General features: G+C 41.6%; 13 protein-coding genes, 2 pseudogenes and 1 riboswitch. Of the genes and pseudogenes, 12 read left to right on the top strand and 3 right to left on the bottom strand.

Features of this window, described 5'->3' with window-relative positions; genetic code table 11:
- A pseudogene (locus tag GD002_RS17975) lies at positions 1-291 on the top strand (hypothetical protein); the annotation flags it as partial.
- A 258-nt stretch (positions 292-549) separates the two neighbouring features.
- On the opposite strand, the gene groL reads toward GD002_RS17975, so the two are convergent.
- On the bottom strand, positions 550-2,172 hold the full coding sequence (groL, locus tag GD002_RS15500) for a chaperonin GroEL (RefSeq protein WP_153733275.1): 1,623 nt from the start codon (positions 2,170-2,172) through the stop codon (positions 550-552).
- A gap of 148 nt (positions 2,173-2,320) precedes the next feature.
- Between groL and GD002_RS15495 the strand changes: the two genes are divergently transcribed.
- The 3 genes from GD002_RS15495 to GD002_RS15485 all read left to right on the top strand — a co-directional run bounded on the left by GD002_RS15495 (position 2,321) and on the right by GD002_RS15485 (position 5,451).
- Positions 2,321-3,811, top strand: a complete 1,491-nt coding sequence (locus GD002_RS15495) for a carotenoid oxygenase family protein (protein ID WP_153733274.1) — start codon at positions 2,321-2,323, stop codon at positions 3,809-3,811.
- Between the two features lie 80 nt (positions 3,812-3,891).
- A complete protein-coding gene (locus GD002_RS15490) occupies positions 3,892-4,590 on the top strand; it encodes an alpha/beta fold hydrolase (protein WP_153733273.1) in 699 nt (232 codons plus the stop codon).
- A gap of 27 nt (positions 4,591-4,617) precedes the next feature.
- Entirely contained in the window at positions 4,618-5,451 is an 834-nt protein-coding gene (locus GD002_RS15485) for a BKACE family enzyme (RefSeq protein WP_153733272.1), read from the top strand.
- 223 nt (positions 5,452-5,674) lie between these two features.
- Here the strand turns inward: GD002_RS15485 and GD002_RS15480 are convergent, their stop codons facing one another.
- Positions 5,675-6,295 (bottom strand): LysR substrate-binding domain-containing protein, encoded by a 621-nt coding sequence (locus tag GD002_RS15480; protein ID WP_228548399.1) that lies wholly within the window; start codon positions 6,293-6,295, stop codon positions 5,675-5,677.
- A pseudogene (locus GD002_RS18145) lies at positions 6,292-6,590 on the bottom strand (LysR family transcriptional regulator). Before GD002_RS18145 ends, GD002_RS15480 begins: the two are co-directional and overlap by 4 nt.
- A 107-nt stretch (positions 6,591-6,697) precedes the next feature.
- On the opposite strand from GD002_RS18145, the gene GD002_RS15475 reads away from it, so the two are divergent.
- The 8 genes from GD002_RS15475 to GD002_RS15440 all read left to right on the top strand — a co-directional run bounded on the left by GD002_RS15475 (position 6,698) and on the right by GD002_RS15440 (position 16,617).
- The gene (locus GD002_RS15475) at positions 6,698-7,393 is read left to right on the top strand and encodes a CoA transferase subunit A (RefSeq protein WP_153733271.1); all 696 of its coding nucleotides are present in this window, start codon (positions 6,698-6,700) and stop codon (positions 7,391-7,393) included.
- A gap of 15 nt (positions 7,394-7,408) precedes the next feature.
- Positions 7,409-8,059: a 3-oxoacid CoA-transferase subunit B gene (locus tag GD002_RS15470; protein ID WP_153733270.1), complete on the top strand. Its 651-nt coding sequence runs from the start codon at positions 7,409-7,411 to the stop codon at positions 8,057-8,059.
- Between the two features lie 59 nt (positions 8,060-8,118).
- Positions 8,119-9,051, top strand: a complete 933-nt coding sequence (locus tag GD002_RS15465) for a 3-hydroxyacyl-CoA dehydrogenase family protein (protein ID WP_153733269.1) — start codon at positions 8,119-8,121, stop codon at positions 9,049-9,051.
- Positions 9,052-9,671: 620 nt separating this feature from the next.
- Positions 9,672-10,805, top strand: coding sequence for a glycerate kinase (locus GD002_RS15460; protein ID WP_153733268.1), 1,134 nt, complete (start codon positions 9,672-9,674; stop codon positions 10,803-10,805).
- 124 nt (positions 10,806-10,929) lie between these two features.
- Positions 10,930-12,354 (top strand): alanine/glycine:cation symporter family protein, encoded by a 1,425-nt coding sequence (locus GD002_RS15455; RefSeq protein ID WP_153733267.1) that lies wholly within the window; start codon positions 10,930-10,932, stop codon positions 12,352-12,354.
- A 274-nt stretch (positions 12,355-12,628) separates the two neighbouring features.
- A riboswitch (cobalamin riboswitch) is annotated at positions 12,629-12,806 on the top strand.
- A 147-nt stretch (positions 12,807-12,953) separates the two neighbouring features.
- A complete protein-coding gene (locus GD002_RS15450; RefSeq protein ID WP_153733266.1) occupies positions 12,954-15,176 on the top strand; it encodes a ribonucleoside-diphosphate reductase subunit alpha in 2,223 nt (740 codons plus the stop codon).
- The gene (locus GD002_RS15445; RefSeq protein ID WP_153733265.1) at positions 15,164-15,601 is read left to right on the top strand and encodes a flavodoxin; all 438 of its coding nucleotides are present in this window, start codon (positions 15,164-15,166) and stop codon (positions 15,599-15,601) included. The genes GD002_RS15450 and GD002_RS15445 overlap by 13 nt, the downstream gene beginning before the upstream one ends.
- Positions 15,580-16,617, top strand: a complete 1,038-nt coding sequence (locus tag GD002_RS15440; RefSeq protein WP_153733264.1) for a ribonucleotide-diphosphate reductase subunit beta — start codon at positions 15,580-15,582, stop codon at positions 16,615-16,617. The genes GD002_RS15445 and GD002_RS15440 overlap by 22 nt, the downstream gene beginning before the upstream one ends.
- Positions 16,618-16,639 lie beyond the last annotated feature (22 nt).

The following is a 16,639-nucleotide window of genomic DNA, read 5'->3' as shown; positions in this document are numbered from 1 at the left end:
GTCCGGTGCAATACCGAACTCATTTTACCAAAGCTGCCTGATGAAATAACCGTGTCTAACTTTAAGGGGTCACTTCATTATTCATTGGCTTCTTTTGTTATCGCTTTTGTTCTTGGCCCAATAATTGAAGAAAACTTTATACGTGCTTTAATCTTATCAGAAGGAAGCTACTCAATTTTCTTTATCCGACCTATGTCATTAGCCATCTTAATAGTTATCATTGCAGTCATTATTGTGCCTTTCATAAAAAAAATGAAGAGTAAACAAATAAGTGTATCTACAAACAAATGAAGAACTATGTGCTGCCAAGGAAGGAATGTACTAATTTCCTATGGCGGCTCTTTGTGTACATTCAATCATTTTATCCCATTATCATAAAAAGAGGCTAGGACAAAACTCAATAAAATGAAAAAACCGCGTGAATCCAAGTTACAAGAACCTTGGTTTCACGCGGTTTTAATTTTGCCTTTTTTGTTAATTGCAATAGATTTTCTACTTATGTCCCAGCCTCATTTAATTTAAAAGCTTACTGAATGATTTCCTACTATATTAATGGTGATGATGCGTGCCACCGTGTGAGTTGTCATGTTCTTCAGTTCCAGGAATCGTTGAGACAACGGCTTCCGTTGTTAAAAATATGCCCGCTACGGAGGCTGCGTTTTGCAATGCAAAGCGTGTCACTTTAGTTGGATCAATGATTCCTTCTTGCAACATATTCACCCAGGTTCCGTTCGCTGCATTGAACCCGATTCCTAATTTTTCTTCTTTAATTCGTTCACAAATGATAGATCCCTCATAACCGGCATTAGTTGCAATCTGACGAATAGGTTCCTCTAAAGCACGTAAAACGATATTAACACCAGTTGCTTCGTCACCTTCAGTCGTTTTAAGAAGACTTTCTACTGTTTTATAAACATTCATCAATGCAGTGCCTCCACCTGGAACCACGCCCTCTTGCACCGCAGCTCGGGTGGCACTTAATGCGTCAATCATACGAAGTTTGCGTTCTTGCAATTCGGTTTCCGTGTGGGCTCCGACTTTTATAATCGCAATGCCGCCTGTTAATTGTGCCAAACGCTCTTTTGATTTTTCTGTTTCAAATGCAGAAACCTCGCTCTCGATTTGATTTCGGATTTGTTGCACTCTTTTTTGGATGTCTTCTTTTTCACCTATTCCATCCACGATGGTTGTATGGTTTTCTGTGACAATCACCTTCGCGGCACTGCCTAAATTTTCAATGATTATATTTTTTAATTCTAGCCCTACATGTTCCGCGATTAGCTGAGAATTCGTTAAGGCAGCTATATCTTCAAGTATTGCCTTACGTCGTTCTCCGAATCCTGGGGCTTTGACGGCAACAACACTTAGCACACCGCGTAACTTATTTGCCACTAAGGTAGATAGGGCTTCTCCTTCAATATCATCTGCAATGATGAGAAGTGGTTTTTGCTCTTCTAATACTTTCTCTAAAATTCCTACGATGTCTTGTAAATTTATCAGTCGATGATCTGTCACTAATATATAGGGATTATCCAGGACAGCTTCCATGCGATCATAATCTGTCACCATATGTGGCGAACTGTATCCTCGATCAAATTGCATCCCTTCCACAATTTTTAAATTGGTTGCAAAGCCGTTAGATTCTTCTAGTGTAATGATCCCATCTTTTCCTACAGTATCCATAGCTTCTGCAATCAATTCACCGATTTCATGGCTTCCTGAAGAAATAGCAGCAACTTGTCTAATTGAATTTTTATCATGAACATCTTTCGAGATATTTTCTAGTTTATTGACTGCGATTGCAACAGCTTTTTCGATACCACTTCTAATGCCTACTGGATTTGCTCCGGCCGTAATATTCTTCAAGCCTTCACGAATCATCGCCTGGGCCAGAACAGTTGCAGTTGTAGTACCATCGCCAGCCTTCTCGTTCGTTTTAGTGGCGACTTCAACTACTAGCATGGAACCCATATTTTCATATGGATCCGCGAGTTGAATAGATCCCGCAATAGTTACTCCATCATTCGTGATGAGTGGAGGACCATAGTCCCGTTGTAATAATACATTTCTTCCTTTGGGTCCTAACGTAACTTTTACTGTATCTGCTAGCTGATTAACTCCATTTAACATCAACTTTCGTACTTCTTCACCAAATTTAATCTCTTTTGTCATGATGATCAATTCCTTTCTTTCGACATTATTAACTAAAACGATTAAAAGATGACTATATATAAATATACATATATAACGGTTGACATACAAGGAGTTTTATATATAATTAGAAGTATTAAAAAATTAAAATATTTGAGGGGGAAATAGAATGATAGAGGTCCATAAGAAATACGAACTGTCCAGTCTGAAAACTGAAGGAAATCCTTTTCTAAAAGGTGCATTTAAACCAAATGATACTGAATATACAGCTGATACAGATAGTCTGCAGGTAATTGGTGAGATTCCAAAAGATTTACATGGGATTTATGTACGTAACACGCACAATCAAGTACACGAAGCGCTTGGCTTATATCACCCATTTGATGGAGATGGTATGCTACACGCAATTCATTTTGAGAATGGTAAAGCTACGTACCGTAACCGCTTTGTCGAAACAGTCGGATTTTTAGCTGAACAGGCTGCTGGCAGATCGATATGGCCTGGACTTCTTCAACCTGAAATGTATACGTACCGGGGCTGGGGTGCAATCGGTTCCATGAAAGATAATGCAGGAACAGATGTCATTGCGCATGCTGGTCAGCTACTTGCTTCCATGTCACAGGGTAGTGAACCCTATCGTTTGAATCCGCTTACATTGGAAACGACTGGTGCAAGTGCATGGGGGAAGCACCTAGGTAAAGAGGGAATCAGCTCTCACTACAAAGTGGATGTGTACACGGGGGATATGATGTTCTTTAATTTTGGAGAAACCTATCCATACATGCATTATGGTGTTATTAATCGTGATAATGAAATGGTTCATTATGTTCCGGTTGAGTTGCCGGGAGCACGCTGGCCGCATGATATGGGGATCACCCAAAATTATACGATATTACACGATTTGCCTATGTTCTTTGACGAAAAAGATCTGGCGAAGGGCATACGTCAAACAAAGTTCTTTAAGGATATTCCAAGCCGATTTGGTGTAATCCCACGTTTTGGAGATAATTCACAAATTCGTTGGTTTGAAGCGACACCTTGCTATATTCTTCACTTGTCAAACTCGTATGAAGATGGAGATGAAGTCGTGATGGACGCTTGCGTGTCTTTCCAACCAAAAGCACCGGGGGTAGGAGAAAAGAATGCAGATCCATTTGAACGAATTCTTGCCCATTTGGATAAACATAGAACGAAGACACATATGTGGAGATTCCGATTTAATATGAAAACAGGTAAGACAACAGAAGAATGTATTGACGACGAGGTGACTGAATTTCCGGTTGTCAACAATGATTACGTTGGATATAAATATCGATACAGTTATAATACATTGTTCAAAAAAGGAGATTGGTTGTTCACGGGTATTAAAAAATATGATCTCCTGACAGGAACTTCGACACGTTATGAATATGGGGAAGGAAGATATGGAGACGAGCCTCATATTGCTCGAACCCCAAAATCTGTCGAGGAAGATGATGGCTATGTCATTACGATGGTAGTGGATATGAAGAAAAATCAGTCAGAATGCATTATTCTGGATGCAAAAGAAATTGAAAGAGGTCCAGTTGCCACTATTATCTTGCCGCATGTTATCCAAACTGGAACTCATGCTTGCTGGGTAGACGGGGATCGGATTTATGGAGAAAGACCTGCGAAATAAAAGGAGCAGGCATTCCCTGTATGAGATTTCGTAATAGTAAATTGCAATTTGCAATGCTTATAAAAAAGAGGTGCTGTTAGTTGACGACAAATGTAGTTCTAATTCCGGGATTGAATAATACAGCTGAGACGTGGAGTCAAGTGCAGCAATATTTGCCTGCCGACTGGAATGTTCAAGCCGTTGACATTCCACCGATTTCAGATATTGATGAGATTGCGAATCAATTACTGGAAGGAATGCAGGAACCTGTTTATCTTTGCGGATTTTCTTTCGGTGGATATGTAGCATTGGCGATGCTAGAAAAGGCACCTGAACTTATAAAGGGTTTCATCTTGCTTGGATCCAATACGACTGCCGATTCGGAACAGCAAAAAATCGTTCGAAACAAGGCGATTGGTCGGGCAGAAAATGGTGAGTACTTTGAAATGATGGAAGCAAACGGACCGCTAACATTCCATCCAAACAGTTTGAAAAATAAAGAGATGATGCGAACACGCCGGAAAATAGTTAATGATTACGGTCCTAAACGCTTTATTGCACATGTAAAAGCAACAATGGGGAGACGGGATCGAACACTTATTTTTAAAGAAGCTGCCATTCCTAAACTGGTAGTTGCAGGAAAAGAAGATGGAGTTGTTCCGGCAGGTCAATTACAAGAGTTGGCGGCAAGTGCGTCTAATACAGAGTTTAAAATGATTGTGGATACGGGTCATATGATGCCACTAGAACAACCGGTTGCAGTTGCAGAGGTTCTTCAAAACTGGATTGAACGACAGTAAAGATTTAACTCATGAGGAGGATGTATAATGGAGAAACTTGTTATTACCGTATCGCCTAACGGTGGATTGATTACAAAAGAAGATACACCGTATGTACCAATTACAACTGAAGAGATTGCAGAAGAGGTCCGACTATCATGTGAGGCAGGTGCAGCAATTGTTCACCTCCATGTACGTGGAGAAGACGGGTCTGGTACAGGTGATTTAAATGTATTTAAAGAAGCTGTCTCAAAAATTAAAGAACGTTGTGATATTCTAATTGGACTGACAACTGCATCTAAACTAAATGCGCCTGACGAAGAACGTCTCAGCGTCTGTGACTTGTCTCCCCAATTAGCATCATTAAACATGGGTTCATTGAATTTTGGCGAAGTTGCCTTTATGAATTCTCCTGACTATCTACGTGCGGCAGGAAAGAAAATGCAAGAATGCAAAGTGAAGCCTGAGTTAGAAGTGTTTGATCTGGGGATGATAGAAAATGCAAAAAAGTTAATCGCTGAGGGTCTTATTTCGGCGCCGTATCATTTTCAATTGATCGTTGGTGCTCCGGGTGGCGCACCTGCAACACCGAAAGCTTTATTGAGCATGATCGATCATTTGCCGGAAGGTTCGACTTGGGGTGTCATTGCACTGCAAAATCAATTGCTGATGCATACGATCGCTATCGGACTAGGCGGACATACTAGAGTAGGTATGGAGGAATGTATAGAAATACGTCCAGGGGAATTAGCGAAATCGAATGCAGATTTCATTAAGCGTCTAGTAATGATCGCAAAAGAACTAGGAAGAGAAGTTGCCACTCCTGAAGAGGCAGAAGAAATCTTTTCGTTGCCTTCTAGAAGATTCACGTCAGTTAAATAAAAAGTACTGTTTTGTACAGGTCGTGTTGAATTGTGAAAAGAGGTTTGTATTTATTTGATGGTTAAGAGTTGAATATCGATATGTAAAAGTGGATTTCCATATAGGTATTGTTGGTGTCCATTCCAACGCCCCCTTACCTCGGCTATGACTTGAACCAATTGGATAGTGAATTTCCAAGTTGGCTTTAATCGTATTCGCGGAATTGGTGTCGTCACGGGTGATTTTATTGCTGTGTTTCAGCTACTTTGGGAAAGTGATGCGACAATTTTTCATCTTGAAACATTTCCATAAATTTTTTGAGAGCAAAAGAGTTATAGGTGTCTTTTTTTGTAATAATCCCTAACTTCCATAATAAAGGTGGCTCTTTCAAAGGTACCATCTTAACTTGATCGTTATTGAGTTTTACAGAAATGGATTGTGGAAGAAGTGTGATCCCCAACTTCGATGCGACAAGTTCGATTATTAAATCCCATTGAGAACTTTCGTATGAAATATTAGGGTTGAAACCAGCTTCTTTACGCGCGGAAATTATGTAGGAGTGCAGTGCAAAACTTTTGGAAAACAGAATGAGTTTTTCATCCTGTAAATCTGATAATGCAACCATATCCTTTTCGGCAAACGGATGGTCTTTATGAACAAATAAATAGAACTTATCTGAAATGAAAGGCTGTACATGAAAACTGCTCGTATCAGTCGGCAAAACAATAATCCCAGCATCTATTTGCCCTTTATCAACCAGTTCTTCGATTACTCTGGCTCCTAGCTCATGCAACTCAATTGTGATCTGAGGATAACTTTCTTTGAGGTTCATAGCAATCTGAGGAAAGAAAAGTGTACCGATCAAGGGGGCATGCCGATTTTAAGTTCTCCTGAAACACCTTCAGCAAGATCCTCCAATAAAAGAGGTAGTTCGTCTAATAAGTGGAATATTTGTTTTGTCCGCTCATTGACGATATTCCCCGCGTCAGTCAGCTTCAAATTGCGGGTGGAACGATTGAACAATGTGACATTCAGTTCCTCTTCAATTTTTTTACGGACTTACTTAGAGAAGGCTGAGAAATATATGAAGAATCTGCGGCTTTTGTAAAGCTCGTATGATTTGCAACTTCTATAAACGCCTTAAGATCTTTGAGTTCCATAGGGGTCACCCTTCTTTATTCTGTCTCGGAATATTTATAATTCATTATAAATATTTTACATACAACTACTAACTATGTAAAGTATTACTATAAGAGGAGGTTAGTATATGAATAAGGTATTTCATTCATTTTCGGAAGCGATTTCAGATATTCAAGATGGTCAAACGATCATTGTAGGAGGATTTGGTCTTTGTGGCATACCGGAAAAATCGATAGAAGCATTACATAATAGAGGGACAAAAAATTTAACAATAGTTAGCAATAATTGTGGTACAGATCATAGTGGCCTAGGACAATTACTCGTAACTAAGCAAATCAAAAAAATGATTGCTTCTTATGTTGGGGAAAACAAGATTTTTGAACAGCAATTTTTGAACGGGGAGCTTGAGGTCGAATTGTGCCCACAAGGAACACTTGCAGAAAGAATTCGAGCAGGAGGCGCAGGAATACCTGGATTCTATACAGCAACTGGGGTCGGTACTCCGATTGCGGAAGGAAAAGAAACGAAAGAGTTTAATGACAAAACCTTTCTACTTGAAGAAGCGATCGTTGGTGATTTTGCGTTGGTGAAGGCATGGAAAGCCGACACACTTGGTAATTTGGTATATAGGAAAACAGCGAGAAACTTTAACCCGCTTGCAGCCATGGCAGGAAAAATCACAATTGTTGAAGTGGAAGAAATTGTAGAAGCTGGTGAGCTGAGTGCTGATGAAATTCATACGCCAGGCATTTTTGTACAACGTATTTTACTAGGAACAGACTATGAAAAACGTATTGAACGCTTAACAGTGGCTGAAGCGTAAAAAGGAGAGTTCAAGATGGTCGAAAGACGACTAAATATTGTGAAGCGGGCAGTGCAGGAAATTGAAGATGGGATGAATGTGAATCTTGGAATTGGGATGCCGACACTTGTCGCTAATGAAATCCCGGAAGACTTCAATGTGTTATTACAATCGGAAAATGGATTGCTTGGAATAGGGCCTTATCCCATAAAAGGTCATGAGGATGCTGATTTAATCAATGCAGGAAAAGAAACCATCACGACCGTTTCAGGTTCATCATTCTTTGATAGTGCTGAATCTTTTGCGATGATTCGGGGAGGTCATATAGATTTGGCGATTCTGGGTGGTATGGAAGTAGCGGAGAATGGAGATTTAGCCAATTGGATGATTCCTGGGAAAGTAATCAAGGGAATGGGTGGTGCTATGGATTTAGTAGTCGGTGCTAAACGTGTTGTTGTAATTATGGATCATGTTAACAAACACGGGGAATCCAAAGTTAAAAAAACTTGTACGTTACCATTGACGGGCCAAAGTGTTGTAAACAGGCTCATTACAGATTTAGCGGTTTTTGATTTTACCAATGAAGGTATGGTATTGGTTGAAGTATTTCCTGGTGTCACGGTAGAAGAAGTAATTGAAAAAACCGAGGCTAGCTTTACAATAGTACCAAATCTTATGATGCAATAATCTTGTGACGATACCAGATTTTTCGGGTATCGTTTTTAGTTAAATAAGGAGGTTGTTCGATGGAGAAAATAGCAATCATTGGCAGCGGTACGATGGGACATTTAATTGCTTTAAGTGCGGCATGGGCAGGATTCGATGTGAAAATGCAGGGGATGGATAAGGATGACTTAGATCGTGCCTTAACAAGTATGGTCAGTAAATTACAAATACTTGTCGGTAATGGTTTCATGACAGAAGAAGAAGCAATATTAGTTCAAAACAGAGTGACCCCTTTGACTTTAATCGAACATGCGGTCAAGGGTGCAACTTTTGTTATCGAAGCAGTGCCTGAGCAATTAGAATTAAAGAGGGAAATATTTCAGAAACTGGATGAACTCTGCGATCCAACTGTCATTTTAGCAAGCAATACCTCTGCACTCAGTCCAACTGAAATAGCAGCAGGCCTTCAATATCCTGAACGCCTAGTAATCACTCATTTTTGGCATCCGGCTCACTTGATTCCTCTTGTAGAAGTGGTACGGGGCGAGAAAACGAGCGACTCAACTGTTAAACGCTCATTGGAATTAATGAGCCAGATGGATAAAAAGCCAATTGAAGTGAAAAAAGAAGTTCCGGGCTTTGTAGGAAATCGTTTGCAGTTTGCCTTATTACGTGAAGCTCAATATATTTTAGAAGAAGGCATAGCTTCGAAGGAAGATATCGATGCAGCGGTTACTTATAGTATCGGCAGAAGGTTACCTGTGACAGGCCCATTTTTATCAGCAGACATGGGTGGACTGGACATTTACAAAAATATATCAAATTACTTGTATCAGGATTTATCCACTGCGAAACAGTCGGCATCAAGTTTGAATCAGTATGTGCAGGAGGGGAAGTTGGGAGCTAAATCAATGGAAGGCTACTACAAGTGGAATCCTGCTTTCTCCGAAAAGATAAATATTGCACGTGAAGAAGAACTAATTCGATACTTAAAACAAGATAGGGAGGGATGATTGGAACTTGACTAAAGAAACTATATTACTTCAGTAAGAGATTAAACTAGAAATATTATAATGAAAATAGAAACCGTTTCATGACTGAATTTCAGTATTTAATTAAATGGTTCTGACCCTAATACCAAGATTATTCAATAAACCAGTCAACATTATATGTTTCATTAAGATGAAAAATGCTTATAAAGAGCCAACTTGAATAGTTAATTTTTATGACTCTAAACCAAAATATGTTCTTTGCTTGATTTTATAGTTAGCTGAATATTTACAGTTATTTAGAGCCTACGATCGATTTCTTATATTCTAAAATTAGGATTGGAGCAGAAGATGGTCGACACCTGGGGGATTAGCGTGCGTCTTGAGACCTCACAGGTAGCGTAGCGGACGAGAAGGCTCAAGCCGCGTCCCCCGAAAAGCGTGCCTCTGGAGCGCAAATCCCGGACCACTCACTAAGCATGTTTTCAAGCACATATTTTGGTGATGATCCATTTTTATTTTGGATAAATTTCAGATCATGTAAATAATCTATATCTAATACTACTTAGATATGAAATTTAAAATGTGTAACATTTCACCATGCTCTCAAACTGTTATAATGCTCATAAAAGGATGCGATTAATATGAAGGTGATCATTGCACCGGACGCGTTCAAAGGAAGTTTGACGGCTGATGAGGCTGCTAACGCGATGCAAATCGGTATTCAAGAGATATTTCCCGAAGCAGAAACAGTGTGCTTGCCAGTGGCGGATGGTGGGGAAGGGACATTGTCGGCCCTTGTATCGGCTACAAGTGGAGCGTATAAAACGTTTATCGTACGTGATCCACTCGGACGCCCAATAGAAGCGCAGCTAGGGATTCTCGGTGACGGAGAAACAGCGGTGGTGGAGCTGGCGCAAGCATCGGGATTGACCTTACTGGCTCCAGATGAGTTAAATCCAATGAGGACATCCACTTATGGTACTGGAGAATTAATACGTCATGCTCTTGATATAGGCTTTCGCAAGTTGATCATTGGACTAGGTGGCAGTGCAACGAATGATGGAGGCACTGGATTATTAGAAGCGCTCGGTGTCAGTTTTTTTGATAATGAAGGAAGACTGTTGCAGATGAATGGAGCTTCACTTTTGCAAATTGACAAAGTAGATATGTCTCATCTGGATCCGCGAGTAAAAGCGACAGATATTCGGATCGCTTCAGATGTAGAAAATCCTTTCATTGGAGAGAAGGGTGCTTCGTATATATTTGGGCCACAAAAAGGAGCAGACGCACAGTCAGTAAAGTTGCTAGATAAAGGAATGCGTTATTTTGCAGATGAAACGGAACATCTCACTGGGGTTCGTCTTCATGAACTTCGAGGTGCAGGAGCCGCGGGAGGAAGTGCGGGTGCATTGATTGCATACTGTGACGCACGTTTGGAAAGTGGAATTGATGTAGTACTTGAGGCTATGAACTTTTCTACTCATTTGCCATCTGCTGATATTATTTTTACAGGGGAAGGGAAGACGGATCTTCAGACGCTGGATGGCAAAGCGTTGATGGGAGTTGCGAGATTAGCGAAGTCTTATCAAGTTCCCGTCTTTGTTATTTCAGGTGCAATTGAAGAAGGTGCTAGAATTCAACTGGATGAATGGTTTACTGAATTGCATGCTTTAGATGATGGGAGTCAGACGTTAGCAGAGCTAATGACAAATGCTTCAGAGTTGTTATCTTTGAAAACGGAAATTTTGATGAAGACATTTGAGCAATCGTCCTAGTACCCGAAAGTTATTGAAATATAGTATAGTACAAGAACCTTACTCCATTTGAGACAAGGTTTTTTGCTATGCCATGCGTACATAGTGGACTAGCAGGGTATAGATAAAACAAGGAGGTGGGCATATGATTCAAAATGCTTTGGACTGGCTGGTAGGACCAGCAAATAATTTTATTTGGACATATATTTTAATTGGACTTTTATTAGCAGCGGGATTGTATTTCACAATTCGAACGAAATTTGTACAGGTACGTTTATTCGGAGAGATGTTTCGTTTAATCGTCGAGAAGAAAGACAGTAACGACGGGGTTTCTCCTTTTCAGGCGTTTACCATCAGTGCGGCTTCGCGTGTCGGGACTGGTAACGTAGCGGGGGTTGCCTTGGCGATTGGGATTGGCGGACCGGGCGCAGTATTTTGGATGTGGATCATTGCCATCATCGGCATGGCGACTGCATTCATTGAGAGTACACTGGCACAGGTGTATAAGGTGAAAGATGGGGAGACGTTCCGTGGGGGTCCTGCTTATTATATGGAAAAGGCGCTAGGTAAGCGGAATCTAGGGATCGTGTTCGCAATTTTACTCACTCTGTGTTTCGGTTTTATTTTCAATGCAGTGCAATCTAATACGATTAGTCAATCATTTATGGATGTGTTCGGCATTCCAGATTGGGGTGTCGGGATTGGACTAATCTTGTTGACAGCCGTTATTGTTTTCGGTGGTGTTCAACGGATTGTAAAAGTGACGCAGACGATTGTGCCGGTGATGGCGACGTTCTATATCATTGTTGCGTTATTCATTGTCATAATAAATATTACACAGGTTCCTGCCATGTTCATGTTAATTATTGAGCATGCATTCGGGATCGAAGAAATGGTCGGAGGGGGAGTCGGCGCGGCGATTATGCAAGGAGTTCGTCGGGGTTTATTCTCCAATGAAGCTGGAATGGGGAGTGTGCCGAACGCTGCGGCAACCGCCAATGTATCACATCCAGCAAAGCAAGGTTTAGTACAAAGTCTTGGCGTGTTTTTCGATACAATCATCATTTGTTCAGCGACTGCGTTTATCATTTTGCTTGGTGGATTGTATGAAAGTGGTGAAACGAACGGTATTCTCCTAACGCAAGCGTCGATGGTGGTACATGTAGGGGCGTGGGCTCCGTATTTCATTGCTATCGCGATTATGTTCTTCGCATTCAGTTCGATTATTGGAAATTACTATTATGGTGAAACGAATATTGAATTTATCAATGCGAATAAAGGATGGAAGTTCGTGTATCAGATCTTAGTTCTGGGCATGGTCTTTTTCGGCGCAGTGGCGAAAGTTCAAGTCGTATGGGACATGGCCGATCTCTTTATGGGGTTGATGGCCATTATCAACTTAGTTGTCATTCTTCTGCTAGGAAAAGTAGCATTTCAAGTCCTCGACGACTTTACTATCCAGCGTCGTGCAGGAAAAAATCCTATATTTAAAGCTTCCACTGTCCCGGGGTTAAAAGGCGCGGAATGTTGGGAAGAAACAGCGAACAAGCCGGAAGACAGAGTGCGTTGAAGATCGGAATTGGATGAGTCAATTGTGAACTCGAGTTGTTAACTGACAATGAAAGGGGAAGCGTTCTCTCTTTTGAATAAGTCAAATAGCATATTACTCGTTCACAGAAAATCTTTTAGTCAAGGCACAAAAAGTTTGATATAATGAAAAGCATTGCTAGGAAAATAACCATATCGTAGTTCAGAAGATGCAAATCTGGACTGCGATTCTTTTTTTGCTTTGTATGTTTGACCACAATATGTTAGGGTTATACATGAAGTTAAGACACTATATATAGTATTTTCGATGAAATGGTACCCATTAACGGTTTAAAAGGGAATCCGCTAAAAACGGAGCTGCCCCCGCAACTGAGGGCATTGACGACTGTCTGTAAAATCCACTGCCATGAGCGGGAAGGAAAGACAAGAGGACGATATGCCAGCCAGGAGACCTGCCTTTCATTCAGCAATACATTCTTCGGGGTTGGAGAGTGAAAGCGAAAAGCAGAGGATTTTTTGTCTGCTTATAACTTTCCACTTACTACCATTCGTCACATGATGACTTCCGATATACAGGGAGTTTTTTTACTTTACATAACTTACTCAAAGGGAGCGGATACAATGGCTATCATTCATGAAACAGTCGGTCTACATCTATTGTTGGAAAATTTACAGGAAGAATTCGGGAAGCAGCAAATCGAGCCATTAATCGAAGCGAGTCAGCGTTATCAGGAGCGTCATCCGGAAAGTTCCGCAACGGATTGGACGAAAGCAATGGTCTTGGAATCGTTGAGCAGGATTGATGAAGCGAATACCTATTGGACGTTCGTGGCCGCTAGAATTTATTTATTCGATGTGTACGCAAAGCAGAAAACGTTGCGCGGTGCGGATGTTTATACCGACTTTGCGAAAAATGTAGAACGCCTAGTGGAGCAAGGACTCTATACACCAGTGCTCACCGAGAAATACAGCCGTGAAGAACTCAATGAAATCGGTCGTTTGCTTGAACCATCCCGTGATCTTTTATTTACATATATCGGGCTGAAAACATTAGTGGATCGCTATGTTACCGTGAATTTTTCCAAGCAGCCAGTGGAACTTCCACAAGAACGTTGGCTCGTGATCGCGATGACGTTGATGCAGGACGAAACAGAAGATCGCATCCATAAAATTGGAGAAGCGTACTGGGCAATGAGCAACCTCTATATGACAGTTGCAACGCCAACGCTATCAAATGCGGGTAAGATGCATGGTCAGCTATCCAGTTGCTTTATCGATACGGTAGATGATTCCTTGCAAGGCATTTATAACAGCAATACGGATATCGCTAACTTGTCCAAATTCGGTGGTGGTATTGGCGTCTATATGGGCAAAGTCCGTTCGCGCGGTGCGTCCATCCGAGGTTTTGAAGGTGCATCAAGTGGTGTGTTGCCGTGGATTAAACAGTTGAATAATACAGCGGTCAGTGTGGATCAGCTCGGTCAAAGACAAGGCGCGGTGGCGGTATACTTGGATGTATGGCATAAAGATATCTTCACGTTCTTGGACTTGAAACTGAATAATGGCGACGATCGTTTGCGCGCGCATGATATTTTCACTGGCGTTTGCCTACCGGATCTGTTCATGGAAAAAGTGGAATCACGAGAAGACTGGCATTTGTTTGATCCGCATGAAGTTCGGACGAAGATGGGGTATTCATTGGAAGACTTTTATGATGAAACAAAAGGAAATGGTTCGTTCCGTGAGAAGTATGAAGAATGTGTACGCAATCCGGAGTTGTCACGGGAAACGGTGTCTGCAATTGAAATCATGAAGCGTGTGTTGCGTAGCCAGTTGGAAACAGGTACTCCATTCATGTTCTACCGTGATGAAGTGAATCGAATGAATCCGAATAAACATGAGGGAATCATTTATTCCAGTAATTTATGTACAGAAATTTTGCAAAATATGTCAGCTACGACATTCGAATCCGTTTCATTGGAAGACGATCTAGTCGTTACACGTACGAAGCCAGGTGATTTCGTCGTGTGCAATTTGTCATCTATCAATTTGGGGAAAGCAGTGACAGCGGACGTGTTGGAACGCCTGATCACAATTCAAGTGCGGATGCTGGATAACGTCATCGATCAGAACAAGATTCCGGTTGTACAAGCACAGCGGACGAATGCGCGCTACCGTGGAATCGGACTCGGCACATTCGGATGGCATCATTTATTGGCACTGAAAAACATTCAGTGGGAATCCGATGAAGCCGTTGAATATGCAGACAAGCTATATGAAGAAATCGCCTATTTAACGATCAAAGCATCTATGGAATTGTCGAAGGAAAAAGGTGCCTATCCGTTATTTGAGGGTTCAGACTGGGAGACAGGGAATTACTTCGAACAGCGGGAATATGATTCGAATAAATGGCGCGAACTTCGTATGGATGTAGCGATGAACGGCATGCGTAATGGCTACCTGATGGCAGTAGCACCAAACAGTTCAACGTCTGTTATCGCAGGCTCCACTGCATCCATTGATCCGGTGTTCAAGCCGTTCTACCATGAAGAGAAGAAAGACTATAAGTTGCCGGTTATCGCACCGGACTTGGATCATAACACGTATGATGTGTACAGACGTTCCGCTTATATCGTCGATCAGCGCTGGTCGATTAAGCAGAATGCCGCGCGTCAACATCATATTGATCAGTCGATTTCATTCAACATATACGTGCCGAACTCCATCCGCGCGTCTGTCTTGCTTGACTTGCATATGCAGGCATGGAAATCCCGTATGAAAACGACATATTATATGCGATCCACTGCTTCTGAAATCGAGGAGTGCGAGTGGTGTCATTCCTGATCGCCTACGCTTCGTGGAGCGGTAATACAGAGGAAGTGGCAGAATTAATCGCGGAAAACCTGAGCCGTGAAGGGGTCAAAGTTGACACACATCGCATCGGCATTGACGTCCTTCCTAATGTGAAGAAATATGATGCATTTTGTATCGGTTCTTTTACATGGGAAAAAGGTGCGACACCTGATGAAGTGAAGGACTTTGTAGCGGACATTGGATTCAAGCCCGAACCCGTTTACGTTTTCGGGACAGGGGACACGCAGTTTGGTGGAGATGATTTGTTTTGCAAAGCGGCGGAAAAACTGGCGCGCTTTTATCATTCTCCCTTTGAACCATTGAAAATCGAACAAAGTCCACGTGGCAAACAAGAACAATTAGTAACGAACTGGACGAAAGGAGTGCTCGACCATTGGCGACACTTACAAGAGTAAAAGTATTGAATCCGGCAAACCCGAATAAAGCGACAGCTATTTTCGGCGGAGAAGCAAGCGGCATCCTGAACTGGAATGACTTGGCTCATCCACATTTTTATACATTGCGTCAGCGAATCCGTTCCCTTTTCTGGACAGCAAATGAAGTGGATATGACACAAGACGTTAAACAGTTTTCCCGTCTTTCAAAAGAAGAGCAATCCGCATTCTTGAAAATTATTGGGCTACTTGCGACGTTAGATGGTCCGCAAACGGTCATTGCCATGAAAATAGCGGATTTCACGACCGACCCTTCCGTCAAGTCCATCATGGCGACAATTGCAGATCAGGAAAGTGAGCATAATCACAGTTACGCATATGTGCTGTCTTCTGTCACTAACTTGGACAAGCAAATGGCGGCGTTTGAAATGGGACGGACGGACGAAGTACTCATGAAACGCAACGAACGAATTGTGGAAGTCTATAACGAGTTTGCAGAAAATCCAACGATTGAAACGGTGCTAAAAGCGATGGTCTATACGACATTGCTGGAAGGTTTATTCTTCTATAGTGGGTTCGCCTTTTTCTACAACTTAGCACGTCACCAGAAAATGGTTGGAACGTCTACGATGATTTCGTATATTAATCGTGATGAACTGCAGCATGGAAAAGCCATTAGCGACATCTTCCGTGCAGCGCTTGCTGAAAACCCGGAGTACAATACAGATGAATTCACAGAATGGATCTATGATCAGTTCCGCCATTCCGTTGAGCAGGAAGTCATTTGGAGTCGTTACGTACTAGGTGAAATTGATGGTCTAGAGTTGGATGAAATGGAAGGTTATATTAAGTATCGCGCCAATAAAATGTTGCGCATGCTTGGATTAAGTGAAATCTATCCAGAGTTCACCGACAATCCAATGAAGTGGATACGTGCGTATGTGGATAACTTCGATGATACAAAGACTGATTTCTTCGAGCAAACAAGCCGTCAATACGTGAAGACGAGTGACTTGAATGGCTTTGATGATTTGTAAGAAGTGAGAAGGGGAGGGAAGC

Source organism: Sporosarcina obsidiansis (assembly GCF_009651005.1).
GTDB lineage: Bacteria > Bacillota > Bacilli > Bacillales_A > Planococcaceae > Sporosarcina > Sporosarcina obsidiansis.
The sequence above is the reverse complement of the archived record's forward strand: the minus strand, read 5'-3'. Positions and strand labels throughout refer to the sequence as shown.